Annotated in this window: 17 protein-coding genes; 11 read left to right on the top strand and 6 right to left on the bottom strand. The window is 45.7% G+C overall.

The window, feature by feature from the left end:
- Positions 1-230: 230 nt before the first annotated feature.
- The 4 genes from uvrA to B5D50_RS09270 all read left to right on the top strand — a co-directional run bounded on the left by uvrA (position 231) and on the right by B5D50_RS09270 (position 5,782).
- Positions 231-3,053: an excinuclease ABC subunit UvrA gene (gene uvrA, locus B5D50_RS09285; RefSeq protein ID WP_078922325.1), complete on the top strand. Its 2,823-nt coding sequence runs from the start codon at positions 231-233 to the stop codon at positions 3,051-3,053.
- A gap of 50 nt (positions 3,054-3,103) precedes the next feature.
- Entirely contained in the window at positions 3,104-3,904 is an 801-nt protein-coding gene (locus tag B5D50_RS09280; protein WP_078922324.1) for a Stf0 family sulfotransferase, read from the top strand.
- 11 nt (positions 3,905-3,915) lie between these two features.
- On the top strand, positions 3,916-5,028 hold the full coding sequence (locus B5D50_RS09275) for a right-handed parallel beta-helix repeat-containing protein (RefSeq protein ID WP_078922323.1): 1,113 nt from the start codon (positions 3,916-3,918) through the stop codon (positions 5,026-5,028).
- A 112-nt stretch (positions 5,029-5,140) separates the two neighbouring features.
- Positions 5,141-5,782, top strand: a complete 642-nt coding sequence (locus B5D50_RS09270; RefSeq protein WP_078922322.1) for a hypothetical protein — start codon at positions 5,141-5,143, stop codon at positions 5,780-5,782.
- Here B5D50_RS09270 and B5D50_RS09265 read toward each other — a convergent pair.
- A complete protein-coding gene (locus B5D50_RS09265) occupies positions 5,779-6,048 on the bottom strand; it encodes a hypothetical protein (RefSeq protein WP_078922321.1) in 270 nt (89 codons plus the stop codon). The genes B5D50_RS09270 and B5D50_RS09265 overlap by 4 nt on opposite strands.
- Positions 6,049-6,481: 433 nt before the next feature.
- Between B5D50_RS09265 and B5D50_RS09260 the strand changes: the two genes are divergently transcribed.
- On the top strand, positions 6,482-6,973 hold the full coding sequence (locus tag B5D50_RS09260) for a hypothetical protein (protein ID WP_078922320.1): 492 nt from the start codon (positions 6,482-6,484) through the stop codon (positions 6,971-6,973).
- A 49-nt stretch (positions 6,974-7,022) separates the two neighbouring features.
- Here B5D50_RS09260 and B5D50_RS09255 read toward each other — a convergent pair whose 3' ends face one another.
- Genes B5D50_RS09255 through B5D50_RS09245 form a run of 3 tightly spaced genes read right to left on the bottom strand, consistent with a single transcriptional unit; the run spans position 7,023 to position 8,810 of the window.
- Complete coding sequence (locus B5D50_RS09255) at positions 7,023-7,652, bottom strand: DUF1007 family protein (RefSeq protein WP_159448604.1); 630 nt, start codon at positions 7,650-7,652, stop codon at positions 7,023-7,025.
- Between the two features lie 22 nt (positions 7,653-7,674).
- Positions 7,675-8,220, bottom strand: coding sequence for a HupE/UreJ family protein (locus B5D50_RS09250; protein ID WP_159448603.1), 546 nt, complete (start codon positions 8,218-8,220; stop codon positions 7,675-7,677).
- On the bottom strand, positions 8,217-8,810 hold the full coding sequence (locus B5D50_RS09245; RefSeq protein WP_078922317.1) for a HupE/UreJ family protein: 594 nt from the start codon (positions 8,808-8,810) through the stop codon (positions 8,217-8,219). Before B5D50_RS09245 ends, B5D50_RS09250 begins: the two co-directional genes overlap by 4 nt.
- Before the next feature lie 327 nt (positions 8,811-9,137).
- Between B5D50_RS09245 and B5D50_RS09240 the strand changes: the two genes are divergently transcribed.
- Positions 9,138-9,524 (top strand): hypothetical protein, encoded by a 387-nt coding sequence (locus B5D50_RS09240; RefSeq protein WP_078922316.1) that lies wholly within the window; start codon positions 9,138-9,140, stop codon positions 9,522-9,524.
- Positions 9,525-9,617: 93 nt separating this feature from the next.
- Positions 9,618-10,091 (top strand): LabA-like NYN domain-containing protein, encoded by a 474-nt coding sequence (locus tag B5D50_RS09235; protein WP_078922315.1) that lies wholly within the window; start codon positions 9,618-9,620, stop codon positions 10,089-10,091.
- A gap of 2 nt (positions 10,092-10,093) precedes the next feature.
- Here B5D50_RS09235 and fsa read toward each other — a convergent pair whose 3' ends face one another.
- Positions 10,094-10,750: a fructose-6-phosphate aldolase gene (fsa, locus tag B5D50_RS09230; protein WP_078922314.1), complete on the bottom strand. Its 657-nt coding sequence runs from the start codon at positions 10,748-10,750 to the stop codon at positions 10,094-10,096.
- 105 nt (positions 10,751-10,855) lie between these two features.
- On the opposite strand from fsa, the gene B5D50_RS09225 reads away from it, so the two are divergent.
- Positions 10,856-11,473, top strand: coding sequence for a LysE/ArgO family amino acid transporter (locus B5D50_RS09225; protein WP_078922313.1), 618 nt, complete (start codon positions 10,856-10,858; stop codon positions 11,471-11,473).
- Positions 11,470-11,853: a metalloregulator ArsR/SmtB family transcription factor gene (locus B5D50_RS09220; protein WP_078922312.1), complete on the top strand. Its 384-nt coding sequence runs from the start codon at positions 11,470-11,472 to the stop codon at positions 11,851-11,853. The genes B5D50_RS09225 and B5D50_RS09220 overlap by 4 nt, the downstream gene beginning before the upstream one ends.
- Before the next feature lie 53 nt (positions 11,854-11,906).
- Here the strand turns inward: B5D50_RS09220 and B5D50_RS09215 are convergent, their stop codons facing one another.
- Positions 11,907-12,509: a DedA family protein gene (locus tag B5D50_RS09215; protein WP_078922311.1), complete on the bottom strand. Its 603-nt coding sequence runs from the start codon at positions 12,507-12,509 to the stop codon at positions 11,907-11,909.
- Between the two features lie 366 nt (positions 12,510-12,875).
- On the opposite strand from B5D50_RS09215, the gene mrcB reads away from it, so the two are divergent.
- Positions 12,876-15,341: a penicillin-binding protein 1B gene (mrcB, locus tag B5D50_RS09210; protein WP_078922310.1), complete on the top strand. Its 2,466-nt coding sequence runs from the start codon at positions 12,876-12,878 to the stop codon at positions 15,339-15,341.
- Positions 15,341-16,168, top strand: coding sequence for a tetratricopeptide repeat protein (locus B5D50_RS09205; RefSeq protein ID WP_078922309.1), 828 nt, complete (start codon positions 15,341-15,343; stop codon positions 16,166-16,168). Before mrcB ends, B5D50_RS09205 begins: the two co-directional genes overlap by 1 nt.
- The last annotated feature ends 9 nt before the right edge of the window (positions 16,169-16,177 follow it).

Here is a 16,177-nt window from a genome sequence, read left to right as displayed (position 1 = left end):
TCTTACCTCGTTTGATGGCTAACTGACTAATCACTAGCAAGTTTTCATATTCGCCTAGTATAAGCAGACTGGGTTGGCCGTAGGTCTAGGCATCTGTTTAAAGGCGAGACTTAGCGGATAATAGGTGTAGCTAGCCTCAGCTAAACCAATAAGTTTTAAACAGGTAATGCCAGGGACAGGCTAAACCTGCTAAGATTCGTTTTTTGTTTGGTTTTAGGCTTGCAGACCCCATGGACAAGTTCATTCGCGTGCGTGGAGCGCGTACTCATAACCTGAAAAATATTGATGTTGACCTGCCTCGAGATCAATTGATTGTGATCACTGGTTTGTCGGGGTCAGGGAAATCCTCTTTAGCGTTCGATACTATTTTTGCGGAAGGTCAACGGCGCTATGTCGAGTCGCTGTCCGCTTATGCACGCCAATTTTTGTCGATGATGGACAAGCCGGATCTGGATCATATTGAAGGTTTATCCCCAGCGATTTCGATTGAACAGAAAACGACTTCCCATAATCCCCGCTCAACAGTGGGGACGATTACTGAAATCCACGATTATTTGCGCCTTTTGTTTGCGCGTGCGGGTGTGCCACGTTGCCCAATTCATCAAGTCGATTTACAAGTTCAGACCGTTAGTCAGATGGTGGATCAAGTGCTGGCATTGCCTGCAGATACTCGCTTAATGCTGTTAGCTCCGGTGGTCAGAGAACGTAAAGGTGAGCATGTACAGCTGTTTGAGTCTTTGCGTTCACAGGGATTTTTGCGTGTGCGGGTGGATGGGCAAGTCTATGATTTAGAAGAACTCCCCCAATTAGAGTTGCGCAAAAAGCATACCATCGAAGTGGTCGTGGATCGGTTTAAAGTGCGTGAGGATTTACAGCTACGCTTAGCCGAATCGTTTGAAACGGCATTAAAGCTGGCTGAGGGGGTCGCCGTGGTGGCGCCGATGGAGGCAGGCGAAGGCTCATCGCTGACTTTTTCTGCGAATTATGCTTGCCCGCATTGTGGTTGGTCACTGCCAGAATTAGAGCCGCGTTTATTTTCTTTCAATGCACCACAAGGGGCTTGTCCGACTTGCGATGGTTTGGGAGTGAAACAGTATTTTGATCCTGAGCGTGTCATTCAAAATGATAAATTAAGTCTCGCTGAGGGCGCAGTGCGGGGTTGGGATCAGCGCAATGCTTATTATTTTCAGATGATAACCTCACTGGCGGATTATTACGGCTTTGATGTAAGCGCACCGTGGAAAGATCTAACGGATACCACGCGCAAAATTATTCTGTATGGCAGTGGTCAGGATAAAGTTGAATTTACTTATGTGGGGCAGAAAGGGCAGATTTATCAGCGCAGCCATGAGTTTGAAGGGGTGATTAATAATCTAGAGCGCCGTTATCGGGATACCGATTCGAATATGGTGCGCGAAGAATTAGCTAAGTATTTATCCAGTCGCCCTTGTCCAGATTGTAAAGGGACACGTTTGAATGAGCAGGCACGCAATGTTTTAGTCGCCGAAAAAAATTTACCGACTTTAAGTTTATTGCCAATTGGTGAGGCGCATGCTTTTTTCCGTGATTTAATTCTCCCTGGTACGCAAGGTAAAATTGCCGAAAAGATTATTCGTGAGCTTAGTTTACGTTTAGAGTTTTTAGTGAATGTCGGTTTAGACTATCTAACCCTCAGTCGCAGTGCTGAAACTTTATCCGGCGGGGAAGCGCAACGGATTCGCTTGGCTTCACAAATCGGGGCAGGTTTAGTTGGGGTAATGTATGTGCTGGATGAACCGTCGATTGGTTTGCATCAACGCGATAATGATCGTCTTTTGCGGACTTTATTCCGCTTACGTGATTTAGGCAATACCGTGATTGTGGTTGAGCATGATGAGGATGCAATTCGCAGTGCTGATTTTGTCTTGGATATTGGCCCTGGTGCGGGTGTACACGGTGGGCAGATTATTGCTCAGGGCAAGCCTTTGGAGGTGGCTGAAGTACCTGCATCAATTACTGGGCAATTCTTATGTGGGCAACGCCGAATTGAAATTCCCAAGCAACGTACTCCATTTAACCCTGAGCGCGTGATTAAACTGGTGGAGGCTAGTGGGAATAATCTACAGAAGGTGAGTTTAGATCTTCCCCTAGGTTTATTAACTTGTGTGACGGGAGTTTCTGGCTCGGGGAAATCAACCCTGATTAATCGGACACTGTATCCTTATTTAGCACGCTATTTGCATGATAGTAGTGTGGAGGTCGCAGCCGTAAAAGCCGTGCAGGGGGTCGAGCAAATTGACAAGATTATTGATATTGACCAAAGCCCGATTGGGCGTACTCCCCGCTCTAATCCAGCCACTTATACGGGGGTATTCACTGCGATTCGGGATATTTTTGCAGCGACTCAGGAGTCGCGTTCACGCGGTTATCAACCCGGGCGCTTTTCATTCAATGTGAAAGGGGGGCGTTGTGAGGCTTGTGCGGGAGATGGGGTGATTAAAGTTGAAATGCATTTTCTGCCAGATGTCTATGTAACCTGTGAGGTTTGCCAAGGTAAACGCTATAACCGTGAAACCCTCGATGTGCGCTTTAAGGGCAAAAATATTAGTGAGGTTTTGGCGATGACGGTGGAAGATGCCGCCGTGTTTTTTGCGGCTGTTCCGGCGATTTATGGCAAATTACAAACCCTCATGGATGTGGGCTTGTCGTATGTTACGCTGGGGCAAAATGCCACTACTTTATCAGGTGGTGAGGCACAACGAGTAAAATTGGCGAAAGAGTTATCAAAACGAGGGACAGGGAAAACCATCTATATTCTCGATGAACCAACGACGGGCTTGCATTTTCATGATGTCGATCAGCTATTAAAGGTTTTGCATCGCTTGCGGGATGGGGGTAATACTGTGGTCGTTATTGAACATAATTTAGATGTGATTAAAACCGCCGACTGGGTGATTGATTTAGGCCCTGAAGGTGGTAGTCGGGGTGGGAAAATTATTGCAATGGGAACCCCCGAACAGATAGCACAAACCCAAGGCTCGTTTACGGGAGAGTTTTTAAAGCGGATTTTGTAAATTAAGCAGTTAATCTCATCAGTCAAGGCAGGTTTAGATAAGATATAGCGATGAAAAAAATTATTATTTGTGCAACTCAGCGTTCTGGCTCTACTTTATTATGTAAGGAGTTAGAGGCTACTGGGGTTTTAGGTAGGCCGAAAGAGTTTTATCTTAAGGCAGCTACGCTTTCATCGAAAGCTGAGGCAAATGATTTTATTGCTATGATGACTTCGGCAGGGACGACTGAAAATGGAGTTTTTGCTGTCAAATTGATGCAGGATCAATGGCATTTAGTGGAAAAAGCCCATAGTGAGTTTAGTACGCATTTAGTTTCAGATATATCTAAGAAAATATTTAATAAACCTAAGGTCGAGCGAAATGCACAAAGTTTATATGATTTTTATAAAGATGCACTCTGGGTTTATTTGCAGCGTCAAGATTTGATTGCTCAAGCCGTTTCCCGTGAGATGGCAAGGCAAACTAATATTTGCCATGCTGTGCCAAACGGGGCTTCTAAAGCGGGTTTAGGGGCTAAGCATGGCCACTGTTTAGAAGGTAGTGAGTTGATTGATTATAATCTACAGACCCACTATGACTTTGACAGTATTTTCAAGCATGTGCAGGCGATTAAGCGGGAAGAACAATTATGGCAAGAGTTTTTTTCTGCTTATAAAATTAATCCGTTTTCTTTAAGCTATGAGCGTATTGTTACTGCAAAAGCTTATCTGCTGGATCTTGCAGGAAAACTCAATATTCATTTGCCGCATAAGCCTGTGAATAGCTCTTTATTAAAATTAGCGAACGAAGTTAATGATGAGTGGTCACAGTTATTTAGGCAAGATTTGCAAACTCGGCACTGTATGATTTAAGGGTAATTACCATGCGTAAGGTCTATATTCTTTTATTAAGTCCACTATTATGGGCAGATTTATCTTGGGCTAGGGATAATCTTCAAGCAAACTCGGCTTGTGCAGCACTCAATGGCCAAACTGTGCAAGTCAAAGCTAATATGGTGCTACCCGCTGCTTGTACGTTAAGAGATACACGGTTTGTGTTTGAAAATGTACAAAATGTCAGCTTAGATTTGAATGGCTCGACTTTAGTCAGTGACAAGCTGATGGATGCGATTCGCTTTACGACCACTGATCCTCAACGTCCTAGCCGGAATTTGAGTGTAAAAAATGGCAGGATTAAAGGTTATGGTACCGCGCTCTATGTACATCGCCATTTAAGCCCCTCGGATTTGCAAAATCTAGTGCGCAATCCACAAGGTTATTATCCTTATATTCAGCAAACAGCAACTCGCAATGTGATGATTGATAATCTGCAGTTTCTGAACCCACGGGGGACTGCTGTGTATGTGTGGGTGGGGAATAGCAAAGTAACTTTAAAAAATAGCAAAATTACCGCTGCCCAAGGCCCTGCTGTTTATTTAGATACCGGTTCGTTTGCTAATGTGATTGTGGATAATGTGATTACTCACAGTGGTTTCCTCGATCCACAAGGCAAACCTAAGCAAGGGCGCGGTCTGCGCGAAGCGATTGCGATTGATGGCAGTTATAATAATCGGATTGCACGCAATACCTTAACAGCGAATGCGCGGGGGGGTGTACATTTGTATGCCAATTGTGGTGAAAAGGTACACAGTGACCCGAATTATGTGCCACGTATTTTTGAAGCTAAAGGGAATTTGATTCGGAATAATCGGATTCAAAACAATGGTGCAGGTGGTGCGGTGGAAATTGGTAAGCGAGTCGATTGGAATTTAGAGGATTGGGACTGTGCTAAGCCAGTGTATGCTAGCTTTTTGACCTTCAAATACTATTGGGATAATTCGGGTCATAACCGTGTCGAAGCCAATCGTGGCAATGGTGTGATTAATGTTCGTACCGATAATAATACGCTGGTGGCTAATGCACAAACAGTTGAAGTGGATAGCTTGGTTCGGCGCTTAAAGGGCGATGATTTAGTGAATAATAAGGTAAGCCCCTAGGCCTGCGGTTTAAGTTGTTAAGCTGTTGCACTATTTTTCAAGGGGCGGTAATGAACCTATCGCTGTCGCCTCAATCCAAACCTAGCACAGCGATATTAATAAGCAGGCCGCTATGAAACAAGCATTCATCCGAGTTTTCCGACATTCCTATTTCTCGCTAGTGATTGCATTGATCTTACTCGTGTCGATCATTGCTCTTGTTGGGTTGGCCGTCTTTTCGATGTTTAACTTCTCAGCAGCACCGCTCTATCCTGCGGGCAGTGCAATTACTGAAGAGCAAAGTTTTGAGGAGTATGTGCGCCTCGTATCCTTGACCTTTGAGTTTATGACGACTTTAATTGGTGTTCTGATTGCAGCCTTAGTGCTGACGCTGATTCTATTTGGTGTACAAATGTACAGTTGGAGTCAAGATAAGCGCCGTTTAGCCTTATGGCGTGAGAGTGGCTTAGTGGTTGAGCGTTTAGAGTTCTTAGCAGGTGACCGGTTACGCTTAAATAATCTGGAGTTAGAGCTAAATCGAGCGCAAATGCAGACCTTACGCGAATTAGTGACCAAGCGACAAGCCGATTTGCCACTGCATCCGGCTGAGTTACCGGGGGATAATGGTACGCAACTGATTAAACGCTTACGTGAAGAGTTAGGTGCACGTTGGTTAGAAAAAAGTTTGATTCAAAATCGACGAGGCAAAGGCTATTGGTTGGATATGGATCCAAGCCATATCCGTCTACTGACTGAGGACACTGAGCCGTCTTAGTTGCTTGTGACACGAGTACGTTGAAAGGTAATTTGCCAGCCTTCGGCTTTGATCTCCGATAAAGCATCGCGCTCACAATCCCGTTTATTTGCACCCTGACCGGAGACAGTCCCTGATCTAAATTCAGGACGTTCAATTTTGCCATACCAATGTGTTTCATTCACGTCACGTTTTGCCCTGAAATCGACCTCACAACTTAAAGCATAAGCATTAGCCTGCCCAGCAATAAGTATTGATATTAATGCCACATAGATTAATTTTTTCATTATAGCTCTCCATTATTCGCCCATATTCTGTTATAGCGTATTGATTTAAACCCAAGCAGGTCAAGATAGCCATCATTATTCAATGACTTCGGTTTGTTAGCTTATAACAAGATAAAAAATTGTTTTAAATCAATTAGTTAAAAATATTTTTCTGTTAAACACAACAGCTCTTAGTTAGTTTAATAGATAAATGTTATTAAGTTTCAAATAAAAAGACCAAGGCTAGTATTGAATAATGAACAGCTTGTTATGGCATAACAAAGGATAGATTTTCATACTAGGTTCATCAACCAAGAAAAAGTGTATTCAATCCTTAGTTGATAAATAGTAAGAGCGAGCTAGCTTTTAAAGGTTAAAATTAAATTTTAGATTTTTTTAATCAAGAGCCTCGCCCTCTTCATTGGCTATTCATTGGCTGAGTCAGGAGATTATGATGTTTAAGAAAACTGTATTGCTTATGTTGACTGCAACAGGCTGCTTGTTAAGTGGTTTAGCGAATGCAACCGATGATGGACGGCACTGGAATGGACCGGGGTATCATGGTAATCCCGGTGGGAATTTTAGTATTCATGTTGTACCACCACCTCGCCTCGTACCACCACCCCATTATCAACCTGTGCGTTGCTTACCGGGCAATCGGGTCGATCAGTTACAAGCCGAACAAGCGAGTCGGATACATGCAGGCCGTCAAGACGGTGATCTGACCCGTTCAGAGGCTGATATGCTTTGGGCGCAGCAAGAGCGAATTGCAGGTATGGAGCGGCGGATGCGTCAGGACGGTTGTTTAACAGCCAATGAGCGCAATGATTTGATTGCTCGCCTTGAACAAGCCAGCCGTAATATTTGGCGTGAACGCCATGATAATGAACGGCGTGGCTATCACCATCGTCCCCCTCATGGGGGTTGGAATAGCGACCGTCATTAATGAACTGCTAGTCAGCAAAGCGGTTAGCCGTTAACCGCTTTGGTTTTCCTCACTGACATTCAAGCTGTACGATCGGTACGCTCAGTTTGTGATCATTCGGTAAATCTAGGGTTTCCTGACTTAAGCGAGGCGAGGTACAGCGCTTACTTAAGGCCTCATCTAAACTGACTTGTTGCGGATCTTTATAAGACAAAGCACCCACGCCATCCGGGTCAGCTAAGCGTAAACTCAGTTTTTTCCCTACCACCGGAATGGCTGTCTTTAAGGGCAGTTGAAAGCTTAAGAGCAGGCTTTGATCGTTGGTTAAGCTCATCTGGTAGTCTTGTACCGGAGCGGTAGCAACGGCTTGGCCATCGACAGCTAATTGCGTGAAATAACCTAGTTTAGCTAGATCCGCTAAAATATCGCTAGCACGCTGCTTGAGCGTGGCTGCTTTATTTGCCTCGGAGAGATCCTCATCTTCCAATAAAATAGCCGCAAGCTCAGGGTCATAAGTCCAAGCCATTTTCAAGGCGGTCAATTCACCGGCAGGATTGGCGACAAATTGAGTCGCTGCTTGAATTTGATAATGAAAACCATCCGCCTGCACGGAATGCGTTAAGCTGAGCAGTGCAGTGCAAGTGGCCAAACGGACGAAAGGATGTAAATAACGTGAATAGGCGGTGGGTATTCTGATCACTCTGAATCTTCCTGTGATTAAGTTAAGATGCTGTAAGTAAGGGCAGTGAGTGCTGAATCAGCAAGGCTAATACCATTAAAGAGCTTGCCGCTATCCAGGCGCCAATGACACGAACGGCAATCCCTGCTAATAGTTTATTCAAATAAAAACTTAAGCTAGCGAGTAAGGTTAAAATCAGGCTAGCGCTAAGGCTAGTACCTAAAGCATGCAGATAAAGTTTACTGACCGCTAAGCCCGGAAGCCTAGGTGCTCTGGAATCTAGGCCAAGCAGGAGTGCAGTACTGACACTTAAGCAGAGTACTAAGCCTAAAGGCAGAGGTAATTTAATGATCACTAGCAAACTTAAGATGAAGGCTAACAGCAGTAGGATAAACTCATTGTATTGAAGAGGCGGCAGCAAAGGTGTTAAGACCAAAGCCAGTACTAAACTAAGCACAAATAGACCTAAGCTCGAGCGTAGGCTGAATTTATCTTGCTGACCGAGTAATAAGCCTAAAGCCAGCAACACTAGTAAATGCCCGGGCACGCTTAAAGGATGTAAGCAGCCTTGCCAAAAAAAGCTGATCACAGGACGCCTGTTAAAAAGCCCACACCGGTTAAAGCAATCAGCCCGCCTGTTGCCCGGGCGACAACTTTGCCCCAAGGCCAGCGAATCAATTCACCAATCGCAATCCCGAATAAATGTAACATACCTGTTGACAGCACAAAGCCCACCGAATAAGCCAAGGGGTTAGCCGCATTTGGTAGCTCTGCACCATGTGCATACCCGTGGAAAATGGCAAACATTGCGACTAAGATCACAGCTACCCATAAGGGTGGGCGGATGGCTAAAACGATGAGACTGCCCAAGACAATCGACGAGAGCGCAATGCCGGGTTCAATGCCGGGCAGCGGCACACCTAAAATGCCGAGTACTCCCCCAAGTGCCATTACTAAGGGGAAGACCATCGGTAATACCCAAATAGCGGGGCGACCCAAGAAAGCACCCAAAATACCGACTGCGATCATCGCTGCTACATGATCCCAGCCATACAGAGGATGGGTGAAACCACTCAAAAAACCATCTACCGTGCCGGTTGCTGTATGTGCCCATGCAGTAGATGGAGTGAGTAATAAAAGAGCGACTACCCATCCTAATGGTTTATGGCTATTTGGCACAGCCAGACTCCTTGTGCACTAAGTTAAAATTAAGGTCTTGAAGCTTGCGCGTAAAAATAGATTGATGTACAGGCGAGGTCAAGCTCCGATTAGCAACTTGTCACATTAAGTACCACGGTCAAAGCAAACCTTGCAGGGTTTATAGGGTCTAATCGGTGAGGTCTTTGCCAATAGAACGGACTTCCTAAGCAGAACTAAGCAAGGTTGAGGCAGAAAAAAGAAACTCAGTGAGTATAGCGTCATTAAAAAATCTGCCTACTAGTCTTGATGGTGACTGCAAATAATTGAATAAACGCAGATAATACGTTCAACTCTCAGGAGAGCATTATGTTCAAACGCTTTATACCCACGGTGGCTTTAATACTGAGTGCTGCCGGTTTTGTTTTCCTGCCTGCACAGCTGGCGGCTCGACCTGCACCACCGCCTGCATCCGCTTATTTAGTGAAAATTTACAAATCTCAAGGGTCTTTGCAATGCCAAGGTGGGGGCGAGTCTGTTAGTCAAATGCGGCGACAATTGATCAAAGTTGGCGTAAAAGTCAAAAAGGCGAACTGTGGTGTCGATGGCATGATGTATCCGGCGGTTTGTGGTGCACCGGATGGCAAAATCAATATTTTTACTATTACCCGTGACGGTTTAGCAAAAGTGCAGGCACAAGGTTTTGGTTTGTTGAAAAATCTACCTGATGCGCAGTTAACTGAGTGTAAACTTTAAAGCCTAACTGTAGATGCATCAAATAGTTAGCAAAGTTTCATTAACTAAGGATTTAAGGCATGCAAATTCACGACAGTGTTGTAAGATAGCTACATGAAGAAACTTAGTCTGTTTGTAGATGTACAAAATATCTACTATACCACTCGGCATGCCTATAACCGTAATTTCGATTACAACAAGTTTTGGCAGCAAGTTACCCATGATCGCATCGTGGTAAGTGCTTATGCCTATGCGATTGACCGAGGTGATCAAAAACAGCAGCAATTTCAAAATATTCTTAGAGGGATCGGCTTTCAGGTCAAGCTGAAACCCTATATTCAACGTCGAGATGGCTCTTCAAAAGGCGATTGGGATGTGGGAATTACTTTAGATGTCATGGAAGCCGCCGCGCATACGGATGTGATTTTGCTAGCGTCCGGTGATGGCGATTTCGATTTGCTGCTGCAACGTATACAGCAGCGATATCGAGTCGAAACTGAAGTCTATGGCGTGCCGATTTTGACTTCGAATGCCTTAATCAATAGTGCAACTCGTTACATACCGATTAAAGACGATTTGCTCTTGTAAACTTACAGCAGCTTTTGCCCCGTTTTAGCCCAGTCAGCCATAAAATTGGCTAAACCCTTATCAGTTAACGGATGGTTATACATCTGTTTTAAAATTTTGGGTGGAATGGTGGCGACATGTGCGCCTGCATAGGCGGCTTCTAATACATGTTGTGGGCTACGAATGGAAGCAGCCAGGACTTGGGTTTGTAATTCAGGATAGTTGTCATAGACATTAATGATATGACGGATTAAGTCAGAACCTAATTCGCCAATATCATCCAAGCGCCCGACAAAGGGAGAGACATAAGTTGCTCCGGCTTTGGCGGCTAACAGGGCTTGTAGGGGGCTAAAGCAGAGTGTGACATTGGTTTTAATCCCTTGACTAGACAGCTGTTTACAAGCCCGTAGGCCATCAACAGTCAGGGGCAATTTAATACAAACATTGCTGGCAATTTTGCTGAGTACCTCAGCTTCTTTTAGCATAGTCACAGTATCGGTGGCCAATACTTCAGCACTGACAGGACCGGGAGTAATTTCAGTAATTTCACGAATTAAGGAAATAAAATCACGCCCAGAGCTAGCGACTAAAGAGGGGTTAGTGGTCACCCCATCAACCATTCCAGTGGCACATAGCTCACGGATTTCATTAATATCACCCGTATCAATAAAAAACTTCATACGTAAACGCCTCATTTAATAATTTTGTCGACACATTATAAGGAAATATGCGACAAAGAGGGGCAAGAATTATGAGAACTTATTGTTTAAAAGGCTGAATAATTTATGTCTGTAATGGCCGCACTCCAAGGCTTTGGCATTGGGGCAAGTTTGATTATTGCGATTGGCGCACAAAATGCCTTCGTGCTCACCAGTGCTTTGCGTCATCAGCATGTGGTGGCAGTCGCTGCTACTTGTATTTTGATTGATGTCGTTCTAATCCTAGCCGGTGTTTGGGGCTTAGGTGCACTGATTGAAGCGCATCCAGCCCTGTTAAACTTAGCTTTATGGGGAGGCGCCTTATTTTTGTTTGTTTATGGGGGGTTGGCGTTTAAACGGGCTTGGCAGCCGAGCAGTTTGCAACTCGCACAGACGCAAACCGTAGCTCAACAAAGTTTAGTAGCCGCTTTACTAACCGTGGCGGCGCTCAGTTTGCTCAATCCACATGTCTATCTGGATACGGTAATTTTGCTCGGTAGCATTGGTGGGCAATTACCCGGTGATGAGCCTGCGTGGTTTGCCTTAGGTGCGTGTTTGGCTTCTTTGTGTTGGTTTAGCTTATTGGCGTGGGGTGGCAAGAAACTAGCCCCTTGGTTTGCTAGCCCGAAAAGTTGGCAGCGGCTAGATGTTTTAATTGGTGTCATTATGTGGGCGATTGCACTGGGATTAATTTTAAAGCCATGACAAGTTTAAGTTTAGAGGTATTTACTAAAGCCTTGGCGGATCAAACCCGCTTGCGAATTTTAAGTTTATTGGTGCAATACCCTGAGTTGTGTGTTTGTGAGTTGACGGAAGCACTCGGTTTAGCTCAGCCAAAAATCTCGCGGCATCTCGCTATTTTGCGGGAGGCGAGTGTGTTGCAAGATCGTAAATTGGGTTTGTGGGTGCATTATCAGTTGCATCCTCAGTTAAGCCCTTGGGCGCAAGCAATGCTCAAGCAGTTGCAGTTGGCTAGCCAAGATGAATCTATTTATCAAGAAGATAGCCGACGTTTGCAAGCAATAACTCGAATAAAAATGATCTGTTCTGAATCGAGTATGAGCCTAACAGGGCAAGGCTCATAGTCAAGCCGCCAGCCGCTAAGTTGATCACTTGTTTTTAATGGTTCATTGGCTGCCTAAGCTTTTTGGCGTTTTTGCCAGAAATAATACACCGTAATAATTAAAGCCACTGAGCCTAAAATTGCTGCAGTCATCACCGGTAGGTTATCTTTAATCAACTGCTCATTGCCACCAATGAAATAGCCCATCAGCATCAGTACTAATGACCAAACCGCTGCGCCTAGGCAGGTATAAAAGCTAAACTTAGCAAAGTTCATTCGTGTTAAACCGGCTGGAATAGAGATCAGATGCCGAATCCCCAAGATTAAGCGTCCAGTAAAGGTAGAGATTGCCCCGTGTTTAAAGAAGAACGCATCGGTTTTTTGTAGCAGCTCTGGGCGCACGAAAAAGTATTTGCCATATTTATTTAAAAACGGGCGGCCTAGCCATAAAGCTAAGATATAGTTGAGTGAGGCGCCTGCTAAACTACCTAAAGTGGAGGCTAACAGAATTAAAGAAAAGCTCATTTCACCTTGATGGGCTAGATAGCCCGCCGGAATTAACACCAGTTCACTCGGGACTGGCAGGACGGTTGATTCCATCGCCATTAAGATAAAAATTCCTGTATAACCCCAAGCACCTACAGTTTCGAGCAACCAATTGACTAAATCATGCAACATGCCAAGCGACCCATCTAAGCAGAAAATGGCGTTTACTAGAAACTATCAGCAGGCAAATGTCCAGAAGCTTTGAGTGCTGTAGTGGTTGATTTTTGTTGCGAGGCATCCATATTTCCGGGCTTATCCACTAAACTTGCACAGGAGGTTAATGTTTCCTGCAAGGTTATTGTGTAAAATCCGTAGGCGTTTGCGCTAGTGTTAGCACTGGCTTGAACTAGGCCAACATGAAGTTGGTCAATATTGGCATAGTTGCACATTCAGCAGGACAGCACGTTGACTCAGGAATCGAATCAGAATCCGCCCGCAGTGATAGAAAAATCACGGACTGCTTGGTGGCTTTTTCCCGTGAAAGGAATCGGGTTTTTTATGCGACTTTTTGGGCGGGTTTTCCGCATTGTTTTAATTGTTGGCCTCGTGTTAGGTGTATTAGCGCTGGTGGTGTATTCCATGCAGCTCGATGAGATCGTGCGTAAGCAATTTGAAGGCCGTCGTTGGGCTTTGCCTGCGCGGGTCTTTGCACGGCCTTTAGAGTTATTTAATGGTCAGCAGCTGTATGCTGATCACTTAGAGCAAGAGTTGAAATTGCTCAATTACGCAGAAATGGATAAAACCCCGACCGAAACCGGGCAATATTTCCGTAAAGGTGAGAATTTTGAAATTGTCACCCGTGGCTTCCAGTTTGCAGAAGATATGGAGCCTGCCCGTAGTATTAAGGTGAGTCTAGCGCGTGGCAAAGTAAAATCATTGGCATTAGCCAATGGTCAAGAACCTTTACCCCTGATGCGGGTTGAGCCAGTCCTGATCGGGAATTTCTATCCCAGTCAAAATGAAGATCGGGTGTTGGTGCGAATTAAAGATGTCTCACCTTTGTTAATTAACGGCTTATTGGCGGTAGAAGATAAAAAGTTCTACGAGCATCAAGGTGTCAATCCGCTAGCGATTGCACGGGCGATGGTGACCAACCTGAAAGCCGGACAAACCGTGCAAGGTGGCAGTACCATCACCCAGCAATTGGTGAAAAACTTTTATCTGACCAATGAACGTAGTTGGGAGCGCAAGCTTAAAGAAGCCTTGATGGCTTTGTTACTCGAATTACATTATACCAAGCAAGAAATTCTTGAGGCCTATTTAAATGAAATTTATTTAGGACAGGATGGTGATCGTGCTATTCATGGCTTTGGTCTAGCGGCACAATTCTATTTCAACCGCCCGGTTCGTGAGCTTAAGTCGGATCAAATTGCCTTATTGATTGGTTTAGCCAAAGGGGCGGCCTTCTATAATCCACGGCGTTTTCCTGAGCGCGCCCTCGAGCGGCGCAATCTAGTGCTGACAGTGATGGAGCAAGAAGGGGTGTTGACTTCAGCCGAAGCGAGCGAAGCCCGCAGTCGACCCTTAGGGGTCAGCGAGCATCGGCCTTCAGGGGCTAGTCCTTTTCCCGCTTATTTGGATTTAGTGCGCTTACAATTACAACGTGATTACCGTGAAGAGGATTTGCGTTCGGAGGGTTTGCTAATCTTTACGTCAATGGATCCAATTGTCCAGTTGACGGCTGAGCAAATTGTGATTAAGCGAGTCCAGCAGTTGGAGCGGGCGAATCGCATCCCGAAGAATAAATTAAGCGGGGCAATGGTGATTAGTACCGTACAAGGTGGCGAAGTCATTGCCCTAGTCGGAGGCTTAGATGTGCGTTATCCCGGTTATAATCATGCTCTGATTGCACAGCGCCAGATTGGTTCTTTAGTCAAGCCTGCCATTTATTTAGCGGCTTTTGAGGCCAAGGGCAAATACGGTTCGCTCGGGGATCGGGTCAGCGATGCAGCAGTGACCGTGAAAATCGGTCGGAATAAGTATTGGCAACCGGGTAACTATGATCAGCGCTTTACGGGCACCATGACGGTGATGCAGGCCTTAATGATGTCACGCAATACGCCCGCTGTGCGGGTAGGCGTGGAAGTCGGCTTAGATAAAGTGATTAAAACCCTTGGTGACTTGGGGATTAAGAAGGACATTCCGGCGTATCCGGCGATTTTATTAGGTGCTTTAGAATTAGCGCCTTTTGATGTACAGCAAATGTATCAAACTTTGGCTGCAAATGGCTCTTACTCGCCCTTAAAGTCGATTCGTAGTGTGATGAATGTGTCGAATGGCAAAACCTTGACTCGTTATCCGCTCACCGTCCAGCAAGTTGCCCGCCCAGAATCGGTAGAAATGCTGAATTTTGGCATGCATCAAGTTACCACTAATGGTACAGCAAAAGCCTTGCAAGGGGTCTTACCAAGTTGGAAGGCGGTGGCTGGTAAAACAGGGACGACCAATGATAAGAAAGACAGTTGGTTTGCAGGTTTCTCAGGTCAGCATGTGATGACAGTTTGGGTTGGCCGTGATGATAGTAAACCGACCAATATGACAGGAGGGACAGGGGCCTTAAAAGTCTGGGCTGATATGATGAAAGTGATGCCTTCCCAGCCGCTTAAAGTCGGGCAATCCTCACGCTTAATCTGGGTCGATGTGGATGCCAGTACAGGTTTATTATTTAATCCAGCCTGTGGTAAGTCCACAAAAATGCCATTTATCCGTGGGACGCAGCCGCAAAAGGTCAGTTATTGTGCAGAACCCCAGCCAGAAGCACCGATTTCTGAAACAGGTCTACCAGCTGCAGCCCCAGCGCCTGCACAGGCTCGACCTGCAACTGCTGCGCCTCAAGCAACGCCCCGTCCAGCACCCGTACCACGTCCAGCTGCTCCGCGTCCGGCTGCTCCGCGCCCAGCACCTGCTCCAGCGCCCGCTAATGGTACTTGGGTAGATGATCTTATGAACAAACCGGGAAACTGATGAACATGCCGATCGCTCATAAAAAAATGATCCTCGCTTATCTGCCTTTCGCTTTAGTTGCGGCGGGTTTAAGTGCTTGTGCGCCTGCTTATGTGCCAGAGCCGATGTATTCAGCACCCATGCCACCTGTACCACAAGCGATGCCTTTAGAGACTAGGCCACTGCCTGTTCCTCCCCACATTCAAGTACAAGCACCTCCCGTGCAGCAACCTCGTCGTTTTGATCCACCGCCGACGGTTACACCGATTGAAGCACGTCCGAAAATTGTTGCTGAGCCTTTACCTGAGTCGCGCCCCACTAAAAAACCAAGCGGGCCCGCTGTTACTTATATTCCAGAAAAACCACCTACACCGAGTCGCCAAACACAAACTGTGACTCCGACTAAACCTGCAGAGCTACCTTTTTGGGACCAAAGTAAGGTGCAAGTGGAAGTATTAGATTTACCTGCAGAAAAAACTGCGCCACCGAGTACCAGTACGGTTGTGCCTCCACAAACTGGTACAGGTACGACTCAGCTTGGGTCAGGTCAGACTGACTCAACGACGAGTAGTACGTCTCAAGCGGCGAGCAGTTCTTCACCCGTCGTCACTGTACTATTAAAGCAGGCCAATAATGAATTGAGTGTAGGTAAGCCAGATCGAGCGGCAACGACTTTAGAGCGAGCTTTACGGATTGCGCCGAATGATGCACATTTATGGATACGCTTAGCTGAAGTGAATGAGCAAATGGGGAATAAATCACAAGCCACCTCAATGGCGAGAAAAGCCTTAGATTTAGCCCCGGATGATGCTGCGATCCGGTTACGTGCACAGCGTTTAGCCAACTAATGACAGTGA

It is taken from the genome of Thiothrix eikelboomii (assembly GCF_900167255.1).
Taxonomy (GTDB): domain Bacteria; phylum Pseudomonadota; class Gammaproteobacteria; order Thiotrichales; family Thiotrichaceae; genus Thiolinea; species Thiolinea eikelboomii.
The sequence above is the reverse complement of the archived record's forward strand: the minus strand, read 5'-3'. Positions and strand labels throughout refer to the sequence as shown.